Consider the following 20,759-nt stretch of genomic DNA (forward strand, 5'->3'; position numbering starts at 1 on the left):
CCCGGCCGGTGGAGCGGAGCCCCAGCCGCCCCACCGGCCCTCACCCACGACGAGGGGCGAACCCCGATGACCGTGATCCTCGGCCAGCTGTTCACCGGCGTCAGCATCGGCGCGGTGCTGCTGCTGATCGCGCTCGGCCTTTCCCTGACCTTCGGGCAGATGAACGTCATCAACATGGCGCACGGCGAGTTCATCATGGCCGGCGCCTACACCGCGTACGTGCTCCAGCAGGTGCTCACCGACGCCGGGATGTCGCTGCTGGTGGCGCTGCCCGTCGCGTTCGTGGTCGCCGGGCTGCTCGGCGTGCTGCTGGAGGTGCTGCTGATCCGGCGGCTCTACCTGCGGCCGCTGGACACCCTGCTGGTCACCTGGGGCGTGTCGCTGATCCTGCAGCAGCTGGCCCGCGACGTGTTCGGCGCGCCGAACGTGCAGACCCGCGCGCCCGACCTGCTCACCGGCAGCACCACGCTGCTGCGTACCGCCGACGGCGACGTGTCGATCGCCAACAGCCGCCTGTTCATCCTGGCCCTGGCCGTGCTCGCGGTCCTCGCGCTCACCGCCGTGCTCAAGTGGACCCCGCTGGGCCGCCGCATCCGGGCCGTGGTGCAGAACCGCGACCTGGCCGCCGTCTCCGGCATCGCCAACGGCCGCGTCGACCGGCTCACCTTCTTCATCGGCTCCGGGCTGGCCGGAGTGGCCGGGGTGGCACTGACGCTGCTCGGCCCGATCGGCCCGACCATGGGCACCAACATCATCATCGACGCGTTCCTGGTGGTCGTCGTCGGCGGCATCGGGCAGATCAAGGGGAGCGTGATCGTGGCCTTCGTCCTCGGCATGCTGCAGTCCACGGTGGAGTACCTGACCACCCTGTCGGTGGCCAAGGTGATCGTGTTCGTGGCGATCGTGGCGTTCCTGCAGTGGCGCCCGCAGGGCATGTTCACGCTGCGCACCCGGAGCTTGGCGTGAGCGCCCGCACCCGCGCGCTGGCCGGGTTCGCCGCCGGGGCGGTGCTGCTGTTCGCGCTGGCCCCGACCGTGCTGACCGACTTCCGGCTGAGCCTGCTGGCCAAGTACCTGTGCTTCGCGATCGTCGCCATCGGCGTCGGCCTGGCCTGGGGCCGGGGCGGCCTGCTCACCCTCGGCCAGGGCGTCTTCTTCGGCCTGGGCGGCTACGCGATGGCGATGCACCTCAAGCTCGCCGACGCGGGTCCGGGCCAGATGCCCGACTTCATGCAGCTGTACGGCCAGCTCGACGAGCTCCCCGCCTGGTGGCGCCCGTTCGAGAACCCGGTCTTCGCGCTGGCCGCCACCATGCTGCTGCCGATGCTGGTCGCCTTCGGCCTCGGCTCGCTGGTCTTCCGCCGCCGGGTGCGCGGCGCCTACTTCGCCATCCTCAGCCAGGCCCTGGCCGCCGCGATGGTCATCCTGCTCATCGGCCAGCAGGGCACCACCGGCGGCACCAACGGCCTCACCGACATCAAGGGCTTCTTCGGCTACGCCCTGGACGACCCGGTCAACCAGCGCACCGTCTACTTCATCATCGCCGGGGTGCTGCTGGCGCTGCTGTGGCTGGCCCGCCAGCTGATGCAGAGCCGCTACGGCGAGCTGCTGGTCGCGGTCCGCGACGGCGAGGAGCGCGTCCGCTTCCTCGGCTACAACCCGGCCAACGTCAAGCTCGTCGCGTACGTCGTCGCCGCCGGGATGGCGGGTCTGGCCGGGGCGCTGTTCGTGCCCGCGGTCGGCATCATCTCCCCCGCGCTGATCGGCATCGTGCCGTCGATCGAACTGGTGATCGGCGTCGCCGTGGGCGGCCGGGCCACCCTGCTCGGGCCGGTGCTCGGCGCGGTCGCGGTGGCGTGGGCGAAGACGGCCCTGTCCGAGCGCTTCCCCGGCACCTGGACGTACGCGCAGGGCCTGATGTTCGTGCTGGTCGTGGCGTTCCTGCCGGGCGGGCTCGCGTCCCTGTGGGGGCTGGTGCGCCGCCGTGCCGCGACGCCTGCGCCGACGACCGAACCGGCGCCGCTGGCGCCCGAACCGAGGAAGGTGGCCGCATGAGCGGCGGGCTGCGCATCCGCGACCTGCGGGTGGTGTTCGACGGCTTCGTCGCCGTCGACGGCGTCGACCTGGACGTGGCGCCGGGTGACCTGCGCTTCCTGATCGGACCGAACGGCGCGGGCAAGACGACGCTGGTCGACGCGGTGACCGGGCTGGTCAGGGCGTCCGGGTCGGCCCGGTTCGGCGAGACGGAGCTGCTCGGGCGCGACGTGCACCGCATCGTCCGGCTGGGCGTGGGGCGTACGTTCCAGACGGCGGCGGTGTTCGAGGAGCTGACCGTGCTGCAGAACCTCGACATCGCGGCGGGCGCCGGGCGGGGGCCGTGGACGATGCTGCGGCGGCGTCGGGGCATACCCGATGATGTCGCGAAGGCGCTGGAGACGATCGGCCTGGCCGACCGCCGCGACGACCTCGCGGGCACCCTGGCCCACGGCCAGAAGCAGTGGCTGGAGATCGGGATGCTGCTGGTCCAGGACGCCAAGCTGCTGCTGCTCGACGAGCCGGTGGCCGGGATGAGCCACGAGGAGCGCGAGGCCACCGGTGCGCTGCTGGAGGCGGTCAGCGGCGAGCGGACCGTGGTCGTGATCGAGCACGACATGGACTTCCTGCGCCGCTTCGCCCGCACCGTCACCGTGCTGCACGCCGGGAAGGTGCTCAGCGAGGGCACCGTCGCGCAGGTGCAGGCGGACCCCCGGGTGCAGGAGGTCTATCTCGGACACGCGGCGAAGGAGGCGTGATGCTGCGCATCGAATCGATCACCGCCGGGTACGGCCGCAGCATCGTGCTGCGCGACGTCGACGTCACCGTGGCCGACAGCACGGTGACGGCCGTGCTCGGCCACAACGGCGCGGGCAAGAGCACCCTGCTGCGGGTGGCGATCGGCCTGCTCAAGCCGCGTTCGGGCATGGTGCTGCTGGCCGGGGAGGACATCACGAGGCTGGCCCCGCACCAGCGGGTCGACCGCGGCATGGCGTACGTCCCGCAGGGCCAGCAGTGCTTCCCGCACCTGACCGCCGCCGAGAACCTGCAGCTGGTGGCCGACGGCCGCCGCGGCGGCAAGGAGGCGTTGGCGCAGGCGCTGGACCTGTTCCCGGCGCTGACCGGGCTGCTGCGGCGCCGGGCGGGGCTGCTGTCGGGCGGGCAGCGCCAGCAGCTGGCCATCGCCCGGGCGCTGATCACCCGGCCGAAGCTGCTGCTGCTCGACGAGCCGACCGAGGGCATCCAGCCCAACGTGGTGGCCGAGATCGAGCAGGCGATCCTGTCGCTGGCCGGTGACGGCCTGTCGGTGCTGCTGGTCGAGCAGCACCTGGGGTTCGCGCTGCGCGCGGCGCACCGCTACCACGTACTCGAATCGGGCAGAGTGACCTCGACGGGTGCGGGTGGCAGCGGCGCCGAACCCGCCGTCCGCGCCGCCCTGTCCGTGTGAACCGAAGGACGGTCCATGTTCCTCACCCAGCATGAGCAGGAACGGCTGCTCATCCACGTGGCCGCCGACGTCGCCGAGCGGCGCCAGGCCCGTGGGCTGCTGCTCAACTACCCCGAATCCGTCGCGATCATCACCCGGTTCCTGCTGGAGGGCGCCCGCGACGGGCGCACCGTGGTCGAGCTGATGGAGTCCGGCGCGCAGGTGCTCACCCGAGCCGACGTCCTGCCGGGCGTCCCCGAGATGCTGAAGGAGGTGCAGGTGGAGGCGACGTTCCCGGACGGCACCAAGCTGGTGACGGTGCACCACCCGATCCGGTGATCCCCGGCGAGGTGCTGCACGGGCCGGGCGGGGTCGAGCTGAACGCCGACCGCCCGGTGACCGTGCTGCTGGTGACCAACACCGCCGACCGGCCGGTGCAGGTCGGTTCGCACTACCACTTCGCCGAGGCCAACCCGGGCCTGGCGTTCGACCGGCAGGCCGCGTGGGGCCAGCGCCTGGCCGTCCCCGCCGGGACCGCGGTGCGGTTCGAGCCGGGGGTATCGCGAGAGGTCGAGCTGGTGCCGCTGTCCGGCGCCCGGATCGTGCCCGGCCTGCGCGGCGAGTGCGGAGGAGAACTGTGAGCGTCATCAGCCGGGAGCGGTACACCGCCCTCTACGGCCCCACCACCGGCGACCGGATCCGGCTCGCCGACACGAACCTGCTGATCGAGGTCGAGGCCGACCACTGCGCGGGCGGCGACGAGGTCGTCTTCGGCGGCGGCAAGGTGATCCGCGAATCGATGGGGCAGTCCCGGGCCACCCGGGCCGAGGGCGCCCTGGACACCGTCATCACCGGCGCGGTGGTCCTCGACCACTGGGGCATCGTCAAGGCCGACATCGGCATCCGGGACGGCCGGATCGTCGCGGTCGGCAAGGCGGGCAACCCGGACACCATGCCCGGCGTACACCCGGACCTGGTCATCGGCCCGGCCACCGAGGTCGTCGCGGGCAACGGGAAGATCCTCACCGCCGGTGCGGTCGACACGCACGTGCACTTCATCTGCCCGCAGCTGGTCGCCGAGGCCCTGGCGGGCGGGGTGACCACGCTGGTCGGCGGGGGCACCGGCCCGGCCGAGGGCACCAAGGCCACCACGGTCACCGCCAACGCCTGGCACCTGGCCCGTATGCACGAGGCACTGGACACGTTCCCGGTGAACGTGCTGCTGCTGGGCAAGGGCAACACCGTCTCGGAGGAGGCGATGTGGGAGCAGCTGCGCGCCGGGGCGGGCGGGTTCAAGCTGCACGAGGACTGGGGCACCACCCCGGCGGCGATCGACGCCTGCCTGCGGGTCGCCGACGCGTCCGGGGTGCAGGTGTCGATCCACACCGACACGCTGAACGAGGCCGGGTTCGTGCAGGACACCCTGGCGGCGATCAACGGCCGGGCGATCCACTCGTACCACACCGAGGGGGCCGGGGGCGGGCACGCGCCCGACATCATCACGGTGGCGAGCCTGCCCAACGTGCTGCCGTCCTCTACCAATCCGACCCGGCCGTACACCCGCAACACCCTGGCCGAGCACCTGGACATGCTGATGGTGTGCCACCACCTGAACGCGGCGGTGCCCGAGGACCTGGCGTTCGCGGAGAGCCGGATCCGGCCGTCCACGATGGCCGCCGAGGACCTGCTGCACGACCTGGGCGCGATCTCGATCATCGGGTCGGACTCGCAGGCGATGGGCCGCATCGGCGAGATCGTGCTGCGTACCTGGCAGACCGCGCACGTGATGAAGGCCCGGGTCGGGTCGCTGGCAGGGGACGGCGCCGCCGACAACACCCGCGCCAAGCGGTACGTCGCGAAGTACACCATCTGCGCGGCCATGGCCAACGGCCTCGAAGCCGAGATCGGGTCGGTCGAGCCGGGCAAGCTGGCCGACCTGGTGCTGTGGGACCCGGCCTTCTTCGGGGTACGGCCGCACGCCGTCATCAAGGGCGGCCTGATCGCCTGGGCGCAGATGGGCGACGCCAACGCGTCCATCCCCACCCCGCAGCCGATCCTGCCCCGCCCCATGTTCGGCGCCTACGGCGTGGCCGCCGCCAAGACCAGCCTCGCCTTCGTCGCCCCGGCGGCGCTCGAGGCCGGGCTGGAGCTGGACATCCGGCGGGCGATGGTGCCGGTCGGGGACGTGCGCTCGCGTACGAAGGCCGACCTGCCGCACAACGGCGCCATGCCGCACATCACCGTCGACGCGGACACGTTCACCGTCCGCATCGACGGGCAGGTGGTCGAGCCCGACCCGCCCGTCGAACTGCCCATGGCCCAGCGGTACTTCCTGTTCTGACCATGGACACCGCGTACCTGATGCTGTCCGACGGGCGGTTCCCGAGCGGCGGCCACGCCCACTCCAGCGGGCTGGAGGCGGCCGTGGCCGCCGGACGGGTCACCGACCTGGCCGGGGTGGCCGCGTTCCTGCGCGGCCGCCTGCACACGGCCGGACCGGTCACCGCCGCCTTCACCGCCGCCGCCCACCACACCGCCGCCCTCACCCCCTCCGGGAGGTTGGGAAGGGTCCCTTCCACATCAGATAACGATAAGAAGGGTCCCTTCCTTTCGCTGGTGGAGCTGGACGGGGAGCTGGAGGCGCGGACGGTGTCGCCGGCGCTGCGGCTGGCGAGCCGTCGGCAGGGCCGCGCCCTGCTGCGGGCCGGGCGGGCGACGTGGCCGTCGGAGCTGTATGCGGCGCTGCCGCAGCATCCGGACGGGCCGCATCAGGCGCTCACGCTGGGCGTGGTCGCGGCCGCGGCGGGGCTCAGCGCCGAGCAGGCGGCCCGGATCGCGGTGTTCCATGTGGTGACGGGCCCGGCCAGCGCGGCGGTGCGGCTGCTGGGGCTGGACCCGTACCAGGTGCAGCGGCAGCTGGCGCTGCTCGCACCCGACTGCGACGCCGTCGCGGCGAATGCCGCCGCGCTGGCGTACAAGCCGCCAGCGGAACTTCCGTCGCACAGCGCCCCGCTGGCCGACATCTCCGCCGAACTGCACGCCACCTGGGAGGTGCGTCTCTTTGCTAGTTGACCACGACGAGACCGTTCCGCACACCCACCCCGAGCCCGGGGTCGACCCGCACCCGCCGCTGCCCGTGCTCGACCGCGCGGTACGCGTCGGCATCGGCGGGCCGGTCGGGTCGGGCAAGACCGCGCTGGTCGCGGCGCTGTGCCGGGCGCTGTCGACCGAGCTGCGGCTCGCGGTCGTCACCAACGACATCTACACCACCGAGGACGCCGACTTCCTCAAGCGGGCCGGGGTCCTCGACCCGCAGCGGATCATGGCAGTGGAGACGGGATGCTGCCCGCACACGGCCATCCGCGACGACATCTCCGCCAACCTCGACGCGGTCGAGGAGCTGGAGCAGCGGCTGGGCCCGCTGGATCTGGTGCTGGTGGAGAGCGGTGGCGACAACCTGACCGCGACCTTCAGCAAGGGGCTCATCGACCAGCAGATCTTCGTGGTCGACGTGGCCGGGGGCGACAAGGTGCCGCGCAAGGGCGGGCCGGGCGTGACCGCGTCCGACCTGCTGGTCATCAACAAGACGGACCTGGCGCCGCTGGTCGGGGCGGATCTGTCGGTGATGGACCGGGACGCGCGCGCCCGGCGCGGCGACCTGCCGACGATCTTCCTGTCGATCGCGCAGGACAAGCAGGCCACACCGGTCGCCGACTGGATCCGGCACCTGGTCGCGCACAGCCGCGGGCACGCTCATGCCCTGGCGCGCTGAGATGGGGCGCTGATGCGGGCACTGGCCCGGGTGACCGCCGTGGCCGACGGCCGCGGCGGCACCCGGCTGGCTCAGGTACGCGGTGAGCCGCCGCTGATCCTGCGGCATACGCCGACACCGACCGGGCCCGCCGTGGTGTACCTGGTCGGGGCGGCGGCCGGACCGCTGGCGGGCGACGACCTGCGAATGGAGATCGAGGTCGGTGAGGGCGCGGAGCTGCGACTGCACAGCGTTGCCGCGTCGGTGGCGCTGCCGTCGCGGGTCGCCGCCGCGTCCCGGTTGAGCGTCACCGTGACCGTGGCCGCCGAGGGCAGCCTGGAGTGGCTGCCGGAGCAGCTGGTCGCGGCACGCGGCTGCGACCACGTGTCGGCGTCCGCGATCGAACTGGCCGAGGGCGCACGGCTGATGTGGCGGGAGGAGCTGATCTGCGGTCGGCACGACGAGGCACCCGGCGACGTCGTGATCGAGACGTCGGTGCGGTATGCCGGACGGCCGCTGCTGCGGCAGTCCACGGCGGTCGGCCCCGCCTCGGTCGGCTGGGACGGCCCGGCCGTGCTCGGCGGAGCGAAGGCCGTCGGCTCGCTGCTGCGGGTCAGGCCCGGCCGCCCGCAGGCCGCAGGCCGCGTCATCGGGCCCACGGCCGTGCGGATGCCGCTGACCACCGGACCGGCTGACCTGGTCAGCGCCACGGCGCAGGACGCGCACGTACTGCGCCGCCTGCTCGACGAGTAGCCGGCCCGGTGGTCTGCCCGGTCACAGCCCCAGCCGTGAGATCAGGGTCTCGATGTCGACCGTGATCTCACGCCAGCCGAGGTCTCTGTCGCCGAGGAAGAGCACCCGTGGACGTGCGGGATCGAGCCGGTAGTCCAGCACGATCGGGGTGTCTATGCCCAGATCGCCGATGATCACCGACCGCGTGTTGTCCACGCCGACGCCCGGCCGGGGAATGTACAGGCTCTTGCTCAATTCCTGTGCGGACCACTGCTGGTACGGGTCGTTCTGCCCCGCGATGCTGTCGAGCCCGTAGAAGGACGGCCAGTCGGGCTCGTGGTCGAACACCCGGGCGAGCACCTCGTGCGCCGGTGCCCGCCACCGGCCGTCCCTCATGGCGGCGAGCAGGGCATCAGGCAGCCTCAACCCGCCGACCGTTCCGTCCACCAGCGCCGTCATCCCGTCACGTTCATGCCGGTGGCGCTCCGAATGGCCTCGAGGATGTCCGCGCGGAACATCTCGGGCGCTTCGTCCTGCCCCCAGTTCAGCTTGTTCACTCCGCCGGACTTCCAGGTCACGTGCACCACATCGTTCTTCACGACCATCGCGAAGCCTACCGTCTCAAAGGAGTCGCCGAAGTCCTCCTCATTGATCTTGGTGTGGGCACCGTTGCGCAGCATCCCCTTGACCTGGGCGGGCCCCTGGCTCACGTACGCGGAGAAGAAGCGGGTGGACGTGTCGTAGACACCCGAGAACCCGTTCCCTTCGCCACCCCACAACCGCAGGGCGGCGGCGTTGGCCCGCATCCCGCCGTCGGCCCGGGCCGATCGCACCATCACGAGGCTGCACGAGTCGATGTTGTTGTGGACCAGGACCGGCCCGCCGCCGGCGACCACGTAGTACGTGTGCAGGTTCGCGACCGTGAGGTCGCGCATCTGCCGGCCGCCGAGGTAGTTGCGGACGGCCAGCACGTACTGGACGTCGCCGTCGGGTCCGACGAGTTCGTGACCGACCGTCAGATGCGCCGCATCGACCCAGCGTCCGTCCGTCGCGTCCCAGAACGGGTGGTTCTGGGTCGTCTTGAGGGTCGCCGTGGGACCACGGGTGGTGCCGGCACCCCGCGCCGGACCGCGCCCTTCCAGCGCCAGGCGCGGCTCGGTGGGCGCGCCCACCGAGATGTCGGTCAACTCGACGTCGAAATTGACATGCAGCGCGGTGACCTTCTGCGCAGCCGTCTCGCCGGTCTGGGGGTCGGTGGCGAGCACCTCGTCGCCGATCCGGACAGTCCCGATGGGCTGCGTGACCCCGCCGGCCATGAGCACCGGGGTCGCCGGGTCGAAGCTGTGGCACGCGCCGCCCTTGTTGAGGCCGGCACCGAACCCGCCGCTGATCCCGCCCGTGATGGCACCGGTGATCGTGCCGCGCAGCATCGAGTCGGCCAGGCCCTCACTGGTGCACTCCTGGTCGAGCAGGCATCCGACACCGTACTCGGCCGCCGAGGTCAGCCCGCCGCTGATCGCGCCGGAGGCCGCACCTGACAGCAAACCGGTGCCGATGCGAGCCGCCAGACCCGCTCCCGCGGCGGCGGCCATCCCGCCCGTCACGAATCCGGCGAAGCCGCCGACTGCCCCGCCCACAGCTCCGACGAGGCTCGCCGTCAGCGCGGACTTCCACGCGTCACCGCTGGTGAGCGCACCCCAGCCGTTCACGGCGACGCTCTGGGCCAGCGAACCGGCGAGTCCCGCGATCGCACCCGAGACAGCTCCGCAGACGACAGCCGCACCAAGGGTCGCCGCGCCCATGGTCACCGCGCCGGCCGCGACCCCGACCGCCATGCAGCCCGCGTACGCCACCACCCCGGCGACCATGCTGACCGCCGCGCCGACCCAGCCGGCGTTACTGCACCAGAAGTCGGCCTTGCATCTGGCCTCCTCCTCCTTCTGGGCCCGTCTGACACCCGCGGCCCCGGCCTTGTCGATCGCCTTGCCGAGGACCTCGGCGGTGATCCACTTCTTGAGCCGGTCATTGTCGTAGCCGAGGTAGTCCCCGGCCAGGTCGTCGACGAACTGGGCCAGGTCGACGCAGGAGACGACACCGAGCTCGGAGTACTTGAACGACATGCCGTTGATCGAGCAGCCGTCGCCGGTGTAGCTCAGCTCGGTGCAGTTGGCGAAGGTGTTCTCCACCCCGCCGGGCATGTGCGGGCAGCTCTGCTTGAGCTTGATGTCGCAGCCGATGGCATACCAGTCCTTGCTGCCCGGCCGCGTCTTTCCGCAGGTCGTCTTCGGCGGCGGAGGCGGCGTGGCCTTCTTCTTGGCCTCCGCGACGTAGTACTTGTTGCGCTCCTCGATGTCCGCCTTCGTCGTCCCGCTGTCGGTGACGGTCGGGAAGTGCCCGCTGGGGTCGGTACGCGTCAGCGGGTTGTTGTCGCCGTACGAGTACCGGTTGGCCGCACCCGACGAGCCCACCGGGCTGTTGGAGTACGTGTCGCGCGAGTCGAACTGGCCGGTGTCCGGGTTGTACCAGCGAGCCGCCATGTTGACGCGACCGGTGGAGGTGTCCGTCCACTCCGACTGGTAACCCAGGCGGCCGATCAGGGTCGACGTTCCGATCGGCTTGCCGAACGGGTCATAGGTGGCGGAACCGGCTAGAGACGCGCCGGTGGCCGTGAACTGGCCGACCACGTCGGTGTGCAGATCGGTCCAGGCGTAGCGCTGGGCGGCGCCCACCTGCGTACCGATGACCGAGCCACCCGGGCCCCGTACATAGGTCGCCTCGTCTCCACTGGCCGGGCTGGCGGGAGTGGGATCGTCGGCGGCCAGGCTGTTGCCGATCCCGGAGTACTTGTGCCCGGCCCGCACCGCCCGGCCCAGGCCGTCGTAGGTGTACGTCTGGGTCACGCCGGAGGTGCTGGTCTGCGACGCCACCTGGTCGAACGCGTCGAAGGCGCTGCCCGCGGGGACGGTGCCCTGGGTGGTGGTCTGCAGGGTGCCGCGAGCGGTGTACGCGTAGCTGGTGGAGCCGGAGGTCAGCAGCCGGTTGCGCTGGTCGTACGTGAAGGTGCTCGCCCCGGCCTGGACCCGGTTGCCAGACTTGTCGTAGTCGTAGTCCGTGGTCACTGAACCGGTGGTCCACGAGGTCAGCCGGTCGGCGTAGTCGTAGGTGTAGGCGTTGGCGGTGGCGACGCCGCCCTTGATCACCGTCTTGGAGGTCTCGTTGCCGTTGGCGTCGTACCCGTAGGTGATCTTCCCGATCTGCTGGTTCGTCGAGGTCAGCAGCTCGTCGCTGGCCAGCCGGTGCGCGGAGTCGTAGCCGAGCACGCGGGCGGTGCCGCCGCCGTACACGACGCGCTGCGGCTGGCCGAAGGCGTTGAAGTTCGAGTAGTCGACCTGTACGGCGCTGCCGTTGGTGACGTGTTCGAGCCGGCCCGCGTTGTAGGTGAAGACGGTCTGCCCCGCCGCGTCGGTCCGCTTGGCGAGCAGGCTGTCGGCGTTCCACTCGTACGCGGTGTCGCCGAGGGTGCCGGCGGTGATGGTGAGCGGGCGGCTCGCGTCGTCGTAGGTGAGCGTGGTGTCGCCGCCGGGGCGGGAGATCGACACTGGACGGCCCGCCAGGTCGTAGTCGAAGACGCGGTCGGTGGTCGCCGCCTCGGCCCCGGATCCGGCCTGCCGGGTCAGGTTGCCCGTCTCGTCGTAGGTGTTGACGACGGTCACGCCGCCCGGTGACGTCTGGGTGACCGCCCGGCCCGCCTTGTCGTACGCGGTGGTGTAGGTGCGGTCGGCCAGGTTCGGGTACGCGGTGGTGGCCGGTTCGATCTGCGACTCGGGCAGGCCCCAGGTGTTGTACGTGGTCCAGAACGCGTTGCCGCGCCCATCGGTGAACCGGGTCCGCCGTCCGGCCAGGTCGTAGCCGAAGGTGCTGGTGATGCCGCTGCCCACCACCGCCGACACCGGCTGGACCTGCGACACCAGCATGCCGGTCGCGTCGTAGGTGAAGGTGGTGGTGTTGAGCCGCGGGTCGGTCACCGAGACCGGGTTGCCGCCCCGGTCGTAGGCCGTCGTGGTGCGGGCCAGGCTGACATTGGTGGCGTTGAACTGCTCGCCCACCACGACCTGCCCGAGCATGTCGTAGGTGACGTCGGTGTGCGTATTGTCCGCCGCGGTGGTGCGGGTCTGCCGACCGAGCGCGTCGTACAGGTACGACGTGGTGTAACCGGCCGCGTCGGTGGTGGAGGTCGCCTCACCGGCGGCGTTGTGGGCGGTCCGGGTCACCAGGCCGCCGGGAGACTGGACCTTGGTGAGGCGGCCGGGGTCGAGTGCGGGGGTGGCGGCCGAGCAGAGCACCGGGGTCGCGCCGTAGCTGTAGGTGGTGGTCAGCACCTGCGCGGTGGGCTGACGTACGAGCTGGGTGCTGGTGCACTTGCGGCCGAGGTAGTCGTAGGTGGACTGGGCCACAGCTCCCGTCGGGCCGGTGACCGACAGCGGGTCGCCGATGGCGTCGTAGGCCATCGTGGTGACGCCGCCGTCGGGCGCGGTGGTCTTGGCGAGCCGGCCGAGCTGGTCGTAGACGTAGGTGGTGGCGTTGTTCAGCGGGTCGGTCTCGGTCACGAGCCGGCCGAGGTTGTCGTACTCGCTGGTGGCCTGCGGGGTCAGCGGCGTGGACGAACCTGGCGGGGTGTACGAGGGCAGCGTCGTCGCGACGGGCTGGCCGAGCGCGTTGTACGTCGTGGTGGTGAGCTGACCGGTCGGGTCCTGCGACTCGACCACGGCGCCGAAGGTGTTGTAGCCCAGGTAGGACACGGCTCGGGCGGTGGTCTGCCCGCTGAACGTCTCCGCCGTGATCGACGGGCTCTTGGTGACGGCGACCCGGCCGGCCTCGTCATAGGTGTAGTCGGTGACGTTGCCCAGCGGGTCGACCACGCTGGTCGCCAGTCCGGCGGTGTCCAGGTTGTAGGAGGACCGGCTCACCGTGGCCCCGGCGGCCGGGATCGCGGCCGAGCCGTTCTTGAGGGCGGTGATGTCGGTGGCCGACAGCGCCCGCTGGTAGATCTGTACGTCGTCGATGGTGCCGCGCCACCCGGCTGCGGCGTCGCCGTCGAGGTTCGCGCTCAGGTGCAGGTCGATGCCGGTGAACGCGGACGAGCCGAGCTGGACCCGGGTGCCCAGCGTCGCGGTCCCGGTGCCGCCGGTGGCCGGGTACAGCCAGACGCTGCCGCTGGTGTCGCGGCCGATGAGGTCGCCGCGTCCGTCGCCGTTGAAGTCGCCGGCGCTGAGGCCGTACCCGGCGAAGGTCGCGGTGGTGGCCTGGGCGGAGGCGGTGAAGCCGGGCGACGTCAGCTTCCGGTTGAGGTAGTAGAGCATGACGTCGCCGCTGCCGCGGCCGAGCAGGTCCGCCCAACCGTCGCCGTTGAGGTCCACGGTGCCGATCCAGCTGATGCCGTTCCAGCCGAGGCCGATCTGCACCCCGGTCGTGGCCAGCACCGGACTGCCGGCCCGGTTGCCGAGGTTGCGGTAGAACATGAGCAGGCCGCCGGGGTCGCGGGCGACCACGTCGACGCGTCCGTCACCGTTGAAGTCGCCGGTGCCGATCCAGGTCATGGTGCTGAGCCCGCTGGCGGACAGGGTGACCGGCGGGCCGAACGAGACCGTGCCGTAGGCACCGGTGCCCGGGTGGAACAGCAGGGCGCCGGAGGCGTCGCGGCCGATCAGGTCGGTGCGGCCGTCGCCGTTGAGGTCGGCGAGGCTGAGGTGGCTGAGCCCGCCGACGCCGGTGGCGACGGTCGTGCCGGCGCCCAGGGCGGTGCCGACGGCGCCGCCGCTGTTGGAGTACAGCACGAGGTTGCCGCCGGTGGTGCGGGTGACCAGGTCCACCCGGCCGTTGAGGTCACCGCCCGCCTTGCCGGCGCCCAGGACGGTCGGGCCGGCCGCGGTCCAGGGCTGGGCCGCGCGGGTCGTCGTTCCGGCGAGGGTGCCGTTGACATAGATCTTGATGGTGTCGGCGCCGTCGGTGTCGTCGGTGTTGAACACCGCGGCGACGTGGGTCCACACCCCGGTCGACGCGGCAGCCGACGACATGACCACGTCGGACAGCGTGCCGTTGACGTCGGCGCGGGGCATCGCGAACGTCCACAGGCCGTTGGCCTTGTTGTGGTACAGCGTGAACCCGCTGACGTTGCGGCCGTCCTGGCTGGCGATGACCACGGGCGTGGTGGCGGTCGCCGACAGCTTCACCCAGGCGGCCACGGTGAAGCTGTTCATCGTGTCGACGGTGCCGGTGTTGCCGGTGAAGGCGCCGGTGCCGTCGAAGACCGCGCTGCCGGCGGTGGCGGTGATGGCGTGGTCGGTGCTCCAGCTGACACCGCCGGTGGCCACGGCCCGGTTGTTGCCGACCGCGTCGACGGCGTACGGGCCGCTGGTGGCGTCGAACTGCCAGCGGCCGACCGGCACGTTGGCGGGGTTGGTGCCGGCGGGGCCGCCGAAGACCGTCTGCGACAGCACGCCGTTCTTCGGGTCGTACGCGGTGCGCGCCGCGCCCATGATGTTGCCCGCGGCGTCGGTGGAGGTGCTGGACACCACCCGGTCGTCGTCGTCGAAGACCACCGACGTGGTGCGCTTGAGGCCGTCGGGGTCGACGGTGGTGGAGTCGGTGCGCGAGGCGGCGTCGACGTGGAAGCTGGTGACTGTCGCGCCGTTGTCGGTCCACTTGGTCAGCAGGTTGCCGACGGCGTCGTACTCGTGGTCGGCCAGCAGGTACTCCCTGCCGGTGCCGTCCTTGCGGGTGATGGTCGCGACGAGGTCGTTGTCGAAGTACTCGTAGCAGGTCTGCCAGCCCATCGCGTCGGTGACGCAGGCCAGGCGGCCGGCCGCGTCGTAGGACCGCTGGCTGGTGACGAACTCGGTCGGGGCGGTCGGGCTGTTCGGGTCGCCCTTCCAGTTCATGATCTTCGTGGTCAGCAGCTGCCCGGCGGCGTCGAACACCGACCGCAGGCTCGTGCCGTCGGGACGGACCTGACCGGTCAGGTTGCCGGAGGCGTCGTAGGTGAAGGTCGTGAAGTTGCCGCGCTCGTCGGTGACCTTCCACTTCTGGCCGTACTGGTTGAACTCGCTGGTGGTGCCGCGTTTGGCGTCGCCCCCGGTGAGGTCGGATATCTCCTCGTAGGTGACGTTGCCGTCGGCGTCGTAGTCGGCCCTGGTCCGCGCGGTATGCGTGGCGCCGGTGATCCGGTCGGTCACCGGCGGCTGGGTCTGCGTGAGCACCCGCGACTGCTTGTCGTAGGTGAAGGTCGTCGTCAGTCCGGCCGGGTTGGTACTGGTCCGGTCGGTCTTGACGATGATGCGGCCCATGCCGTCATAGGTGTACTCGGTGACCATCCCGGACGGGTCCGTGATGCTGGCGAGATCCCCCGACTGGTAGTAGGCCAGCGACTGGGAGGTGCCGGTCGGCGAGATGATCTTGGTGACCAGGCCCTGCGGGACGAATCCGGCGTCGACCGCGGGTGTGTCCTGGTCGCCGCTGTAGACGCTGGTGCTCTTGCGGCCCAGCGGGTCGGTCACCGCCACGACGTTGCACTTGGCGTCGTAGGTGTAGGTGGTCTTGTAGGTGTCGTCCGTCGCCGAGGCCGAGCGCGCGTCGCGCGAGGTGGCCATCTTGTCGTTGCACGGATCGAGCGGGTTGGCGGCGTTGAGCGTGTACGTGTAGTACGTGGTGCCGCACTCCACCGGGTCCGATGACCGGTCCAGGCAGTTGACCTGCTCGACGGTGTTGCCGCGGGCGTCGTGCTCGGTCTCGGCGAAGTTGCCGTTGGCGTCGACGACGATCTGCAGGCGCCCGGTCGCGTCGAAGCCGTACAGCGTCTCGTTGCCGAGGGCGTCGGTGGTGGCGACCTTGCGGCCGGACGGCAGGGCGTAGGACTGGGTGGTCAGCGAGCCCCCGGTCGGGTCGGTGATGGCGTACTTCTTGATCAGAGAAGTGCCGGTCGCCTTGTCCCGGGCCTTGAACTGCGCGTCGGCCTGGCTCGCCGACAGCTGGGTGCCCTTGTAGATCGCGACCTCGGCGAGGTCACCGGTGAAGTATCCGGTCAGATTGCCCTTCACATACGGCCAGTACGAGCTGGTCACAGCCTTGCCCGCGCCCAGGAAGGCGTAGGTGTCGCCGTTGGCGGTGACCGCGCCGCTCATCGAGCCGATCGCCGCGCCGTCGAGGTAGAGCGTCTGCGAACTGTTGCCCGCCGCCAGCGCCGCGTGGTGCCAGTTGCCGTCGTTGACCAGGCCCGGGGTGGTGATGGGCGTGGTGCTGGAGCCGCCCCAGAGCTTGCCCCGCAGCCGGCCGTCGGTGCCGACGTACAGCGCCGGGTTCCACTTGACCGCGTCGCTGCCGACCGGGGCGTCCTGGTAGCTGAAGATGTTGCCGCCGGCGGTGCTGCCTGAGGGCACGCGGAACCACAGCGAGATCGACCACGCCGCGCCCGCGTCCGGGATGACCGACGGAGGCAGGTTGACGTACGCGCCGGTGCCGTTGAAGGTGGCCGCCTGGGCGGCGTCGCCGAACGGCCCGGTCGACGAGCCGAGCACGACCCCGTTGACGTACTGCGCGACCGAACCCTCGATCTCGCTGGTGGCGTCGGTGCCGTCGGTGTCGGCCAGGCGCCAGTACTCGGTGGGCGACCCGCCCAGCACGGTGGTGGCGTAGGCCAGGTACGACCCCTCGAACGTCGGCGGACCCACCGACCAGGTCCCCCCGTTCTCGTCGATCACCTGCGTGAACTCGCCGGAGGTCGGGCTGTAGGACACCTGGGCGGCGACCCGGGAGGACGGGTTGGTGACCTTCTTGAGCGGGTGGGCATAGGTGTCGCGGGCGTACTTCAGCGCGGTGACGTCCGCGGCGGTGAGCGGCCGGTCGAAGAAGGCCACCTCCCCGACGCTGCCGTTGAAGAAGCTGGCGGTGCCCAGGTTGTTCTGAGCGTTGTACGAAGGCTGGTTGGGCCATCCGCCGCCCAGGTAGCCGGCGCCGATGAACTGGCGGCGCTGGCGGCCGCCGACCACGACGCCGCTCTTGCTGCCCACGGCGACGCCGTCCTGGTACATCGTCTGGGTGTTGCCGGCGGCGCTGAGCACGACCTGGTGCCAGTTGCCGTCGTTGACCGCCGGTCCGGTGGACACGATCGGGGCGTGCACGGTCGGCGACCAGATCTGGTCACCCTCCAGCGGGGTCTTGCAGGTCCACAGGTTCAGCTGGGTGCCCTGGGCCGTGCTCGCGCTGGACACCGACAGGCAGCGGTTCGTGGCGGTGAACACGATGTTGCCGTTGCTGTCGAAGCGCCAGTTCTGCGCGGTCCCGCCGTTGCAGGTCCAGATGACGACCATCTTGTTGTTCGAACCGTCGTTGCCGTCCAGGCACCGGGTGACGCCGTTGATCGTTACCGTCAGAGTGGAGCCGGTCAGGGTCCAGTTCTGGTTGGCCTGGCCGTTGCACAGGAACAGCTCGACCGGGGTGCCGTTGGTGGTGCCGGAGTTGTGCACGTCGGCGCACAGACCCGAGGCGGCGCCGTACAGCGGGCCGAGGTTGCCGGTCCCCGGCAGGGTCGGGAACTGGCCGGCGAGCTTGCCGCCGCTGTCGACGTACAGGGTGGGGGTGTAACCCCATTTGGCGGTGCTCTGCGTGGCCGGGTCGTCGACGGACTGGCTCAGCAGCACCTTGCCGGTCGCGGTGGTCTTGAACCAGAGGCTGGCCGAGCGGTAGCCGGACTCGTTGCCCAGCTGGGACGGCAGCGCCACCGACGAGCCGGTGCCGTTGAAGCCGACCGCGGTGCTCGTCAGGCCCGGAATCGGTCCGGCCTGGCCATAGGTGACGCCGCGGTAGTCGCCGTTGTCGGCACCGGCCTTGTCGGAGGCGGCGCTGGCCGCGACTTCGCCGCCGGCCTCGGTCAGCCGCCAGTTGGAGGTGGCGCCGAGGTTGCGCACGACCGACGGGTACAGCGAGGTGGAGGCGCTGCCGGTGGCGTACTCGTAGGCGGTGCAGGCGGTGGCCGAGGTCGGCGGGCACACCTTGGTGAGCAGGTCACCGGAGTACTCGTACTGCCAGACCGAGACGCTGGCCGGGTCGGTGGGCACGGCGCGGTCGGTGCGGATCGCCGACACGTGCGCCGGGGTGGTGGTGGTCCAGTCGATGAACAGGGACCGGCCCGAGGCCGACGTGATCTGGCTCGGCTTGCCGCTGAGGTACGTGAACGTCAGCTTGCGCCCGGCGAGGTCGGTCACGGAGCTGATCGGGTAGGCGCCGTTCACCGGCGTGGACTGGCTGCGGAAGGAGAACCGTGTGCCGTCCTTCTCCAGCAGGTCGTAGCCGCCGGTCGGCGAGGTCGCCGACGAGCAGGTGGCGGCCTGGCCGTTGGCGGCCACGCAGCTGATGGTGCCGCTGCGGCCGCCCGGGGCGGCGAAGGTGCCGTCGGGGCTGATGCCGTACGCGGCCTCCTGGCCCGAACCGTAGCGGACCACGACGCCCTGGATGACGCCGGCGGCGTCCTTGACCTCGGTCGCCGAAGAGTCCAGGACGCTCGACCAGCCGGCGCCCAGTGCTGAGGCCGCGCGCGGATCCTGGCTGTTGTAGGTGCGCTCGATCGACAGCCCCGGGCCGACCGTCGTCACCACGGCGTCGGTCGCGGCGGTGGTGTAGTTGCCCACGCTCGGCTCGAAGCCGCGGCCGCCGTTGCGCGACAGGGTGGAGGTGATCACCGGCTGGGCGGGCATCGTGGTCAGCATGGACCAGCGCGGCGAGCTGTTGGAGGTGCCGTCGCTGACCGCGACCATCCAGGAGTAGGTCTTGCCGCGTACGAGTTTGCCGGCCGGCACCTGGTAGGTGGAGGTGGGCCGCCAGCCGGAGTCGTCGACCTTCACGCCGTCGTCGTCGAAGACGGCGAAGTCGTAGGTGAGGGTGCCGCTCTTGTCGGGGTCGTGCGCGTCGGCGACCAGGACCGGCGTCAGCGAGGCCGTGTTGTAGCCGCTGGGCGGGTAGGCCGCGTCGATCTGGGGCGAGTTCGGGCCGCTGTAGGTGACGAGCAGGTACGGCGCGTAGGCGTAGTTGGCGTAGTCGCGGGAGGTGAACCGCTTCCAGTAGTTGCTCACCGTCTCCGACGGGGCGGTCAGGGCCAGTCCGTAGTTCGACCCGCCCGTCAGCCAGCCCTGGATCGCCGAGGTGGTCAGCGGGATTTCGACCCAGTTGCCCACCGAGCGGTTGCCGGAGGTGTTGGTGCACGCCCGGCCGGGCGGGGGCGTGGCCGAACCGATCTGGGTGCCCAGGGTCGGGCCGGGCCAGGCCACCGAGGGCGACCAGGAGGTGTTCACCAGGCGGACGTTGACCTGGCTGGCGGTGCAGTTCCAGGTCCAGCTCAGGAAGGTGCGCAGCGTCACCGACGACAGCGTCGCCCCGCTGAAGGTGGTCTGGAATCCGTAGAACGAGATGAACGACCGGGCCACGTGGGTGCCGCCGTCCCAGGTGCCGACGGCGAGGTTGTTGGCGGTGGAGTGGTTCGAGGTATCGGTCTTGTAGACGTACGTGTCGGCGTTGGTGCGGAAGGAGGACGGGTCGATGCTGACCGGGTAGACGCGGGCGGGGTCGTCGAGCCAGGCCCGGTCGGCGGTCACCTTGAGGGCAGGCGCGCCGTCGACGGTGATCAGCTCGTACGCCACGGCGGTGGAGGTGGTGAAGTCGCCGGACGGGTCGAGCTTGGAGTCGTACATGAACCCGGCCGGGATCGACGCCTGCTCGCGGCCTTCGGCGTCGGTGAAGACGACCGAGCCGTCGGCGGCCAGCGCGGCGGTGAGCCCCTGAAGGCGCAGCGGGAAGACGAACTCAGACGGCGCGCTGCGGGACTCCAGCACCAGGGTGTCCTTGTACCCGTCGGCGAGGATCTCGACCCGCAGGTCCACGCCCGGCTGCACCGACCGGTACACGACCTCGTTGGCGTCGGCGGCACCGGGCACGTCGGCCGCGCCTGCCAGCCCGTAGGACACCCCCTGGCCCCGGCCGAGGTTCATCGTCACGAGCTTCGGGTCGGCGGCCGAGACGGCCATGGACACGTCGGTCGGCGCGGCCTTCTGCGTGAACCGGTTCCCGACGCGGACCAGGCTGCGGTCGATGGCACGCCAGGCGCCCTTGGCGTCCCGGAAGTTGACCGGGTCGGAGAATATCTTGCGGGAGTAGGTGCCGTCGGCGTTGCGGAACAGGTCGGAGGTCTCAGTCGCGCCGTCGGCGACCCGGACGCTGGTCGCGGCGTCGAAGCGACCCTCCCGGCGCGGCGTGGTCCACGGGCGCTTCGGGGTCTTCGGCTCGGCCGGGCCGCGCGAGACGCCGTTGGCGTCGGTCGCCGACGAGGGCACGTAGTGCTGTCCACCCGGTGCCCGGCCGCGGTCCTGCACCGGGACGCCCTCGAAGGTGCCGCCGGCCCATGCCGGGTGCTGCACCAGCCAGGTCCACAGCGACGCGAGCGGGAACTCCCCTGAGGACGGGACGAGCTGCGCCGGTAGGCCGATGCCGGCCACCAGCAGCAGCGTCAGCAGCGTCACCAGACGGCGACGCCATCTGCTGCGACCTGCCCTCGGGCATGGCTGTACCTCGTGCGCACTGATCCCGTGCATCCCGCGATCCCCTCGTGAGTGCCGCACCGCGGCAGAGGGGAGTTTGTTCGAGCGCGGCCCGCGCAACAAGGTCGCAAATTGGACAGCCAGATCGGACTGTCCGATCAGGCTGTTCGAATCGTCGCGCCCCAACGGGCACTAGCAGCGGATCCATCGCAAACACATCGCTGACAGTTTCCTGAGTG

12 protein-coding genes are annotated in these 20,759 nt (G+C 71.1%); 10 read left to right on the forward strand and 2 right to left on the reverse strand.

The annotated features are described in order from the left end of the window. The first annotated feature begins 66 nt into the window (after positions 1-66). From urtB to QEZ54_RS10210, 10 genes are read left to right on the forward strand one after another with little or no spacing between them, the layout of a single operon-like run. Positions 67-966, forward strand: coding sequence for an urea ABC transporter permease subunit UrtB (gene urtB, locus QEZ54_RS10165; protein ID WP_281304272.1), 900 nt, complete (start codon positions 67-69; stop codon positions 964-966). Next, complete coding sequence (urtC, locus tag QEZ54_RS10170; RefSeq protein WP_281304273.1) at positions 963-2,054, forward strand: urea ABC transporter permease subunit UrtC; 1,092 nt, start codon at positions 963-965, stop codon at positions 2,052-2,054. Before urtB ends, urtC begins: the two co-directional genes overlap by 4 nt. Further along, complete coding sequence (urtD, locus tag QEZ54_RS10175) at positions 2,051-2,791, forward strand: urea ABC transporter ATP-binding protein UrtD (protein ID WP_281304274.1); 741 nt, start codon at positions 2,051-2,053, stop codon at positions 2,789-2,791. Before urtC ends, urtD begins: the two co-directional genes overlap by 4 nt. Further along, positions 2,791-3,480, forward strand: coding sequence for an urea ABC transporter ATP-binding subunit UrtE (gene urtE, locus QEZ54_RS10180; protein ID WP_281304275.1), 690 nt, complete (start codon positions 2,791-2,793; stop codon positions 3,478-3,480). Before urtD ends, urtE begins: the two co-directional genes overlap by 1 nt. Before the next feature lie 15 nt (positions 3,481-3,495). Then, a complete protein-coding gene (locus tag QEZ54_RS10185) occupies positions 3,496-3,798 on the forward strand; it encodes an urease subunit gamma (RefSeq protein ID WP_281304276.1) in 303 nt (100 codons plus the stop codon). Beyond that, positions 3,795-4,100, forward strand: a complete 306-nt coding sequence (locus tag QEZ54_RS10190; protein WP_281304277.1) for an urease subunit beta — start codon at positions 3,795-3,797, stop codon at positions 4,098-4,100. Before QEZ54_RS10185 ends, QEZ54_RS10190 begins: the two co-directional genes overlap by 4 nt. Beyond that, a complete protein-coding gene (locus QEZ54_RS10195; protein ID WP_281304278.1) occupies positions 4,097-5,800 on the forward strand; it encodes an urease subunit alpha in 1,704 nt (567 codons plus the stop codon). Before QEZ54_RS10190 ends, QEZ54_RS10195 begins: the two co-directional genes overlap by 4 nt. A gap of 2 nt (positions 5,801-5,802) precedes the next feature. Then, positions 5,803-6,531, forward strand: a complete 729-nt coding sequence (locus tag QEZ54_RS10200) for an urease accessory UreF family protein (RefSeq protein WP_281304279.1) — start codon at positions 5,803-5,805, stop codon at positions 6,529-6,531. Continuing rightward, the gene (gene ureG, locus QEZ54_RS10205) at positions 6,521-7,231 is read left to right on the forward strand and encodes an urease accessory protein UreG (protein ID WP_348650528.1); all 711 of its coding nucleotides are present in this window, start codon (positions 6,521-6,523) and stop codon (positions 7,229-7,231) included. The genes QEZ54_RS10200 and ureG overlap by 11 nt, the downstream gene beginning before the upstream one ends. A gap of 12 nt (positions 7,232-7,243) precedes the next feature. After that, the gene (locus tag QEZ54_RS10210) at positions 7,244-7,963 is read left to right on the forward strand and encodes an urease accessory protein UreD (protein WP_281304280.1); all 720 of its coding nucleotides are present in this window, start codon (positions 7,244-7,246) and stop codon (positions 7,961-7,963) included. Positions 7,964-7,984: 21 nt separating this feature from the next. On the opposite strand, the gene QEZ54_RS10215 is transcribed toward QEZ54_RS10210, so the two are convergent. Together QEZ54_RS10215 and QEZ54_RS10220 are read right to left on the reverse strand one after the other, a co-directional pair. Then, positions 7,985-8,401 (reverse strand): hypothetical protein, encoded by a 417-nt coding sequence (locus QEZ54_RS10215; protein WP_281304281.1) that lies wholly within the window; start codon positions 8,399-8,401, stop codon positions 7,985-7,987. Then, the gene (locus tag QEZ54_RS10220) at positions 8,398-20,502 is read right to left on the reverse strand and encodes a LamG-like jellyroll fold domain-containing protein (protein WP_281304282.1); all 12,105 of its coding nucleotides are present in this window, start codon (positions 20,500-20,502) and stop codon (positions 8,398-8,400) included. Before QEZ54_RS10220 ends, QEZ54_RS10215 begins: the two co-directional genes overlap by 4 nt. Between the last annotated feature and the right edge of the window lie 257 nt (positions 20,503-20,759).

Source organism: Catellatospora sp. KI3 (assembly GCF_029948125.1).
Lineage (GTDB): Bacteria > Actinomycetota > Actinomycetes > Mycobacteriales > Micromonosporaceae > Catellatospora.

Coding starts and splice junctions, on each gene's coding strand:
- urtB (WP_281304272.1), top strand. CDS start 67: ATGACCGTGATCCTCGGCCAGCTGTTCACCGGCGTCAGCATCGGCGCG.
- urtD (WP_281304274.1), top strand. CDS start 2,051: ATGAGCGGCGGGCTGCGCATCCGCGACCTGCGGGTGGTGTTCGACGGC.
- urtE (WP_281304275.1), top strand. CDS start 2,791: ATGCTGCGCATCGAATCGATCACCGCCGGGTACGGCCGCAGCATCGTG.
- QEZ54_RS10185 (WP_281304276.1), top strand. CDS start 3,496: ATGTTCCTCACCCAGCATGAGCAGGAACGGCTGCTCATCCACGTGGCC.
- QEZ54_RS10200 (WP_281304279.1), top strand. CDS start 5,803: ATGGACACCGCGTACCTGATGCTGTCCGACGGGCGGTTCCCGAGCGGC.
- QEZ54_RS10210 (WP_281304280.1), top strand. CDS start 7,244: ATGCGGGCACTGGCCCGGGTGACCGCCGTGGCCGACGGCCGCGGCGGC.
- QEZ54_RS10215 (WP_281304281.1), bottom strand. CDS start 8,401: ATGACGGCGCTGGTGGACGGAACGGTCGGCGGGTTGAGGCTGCCTGAT.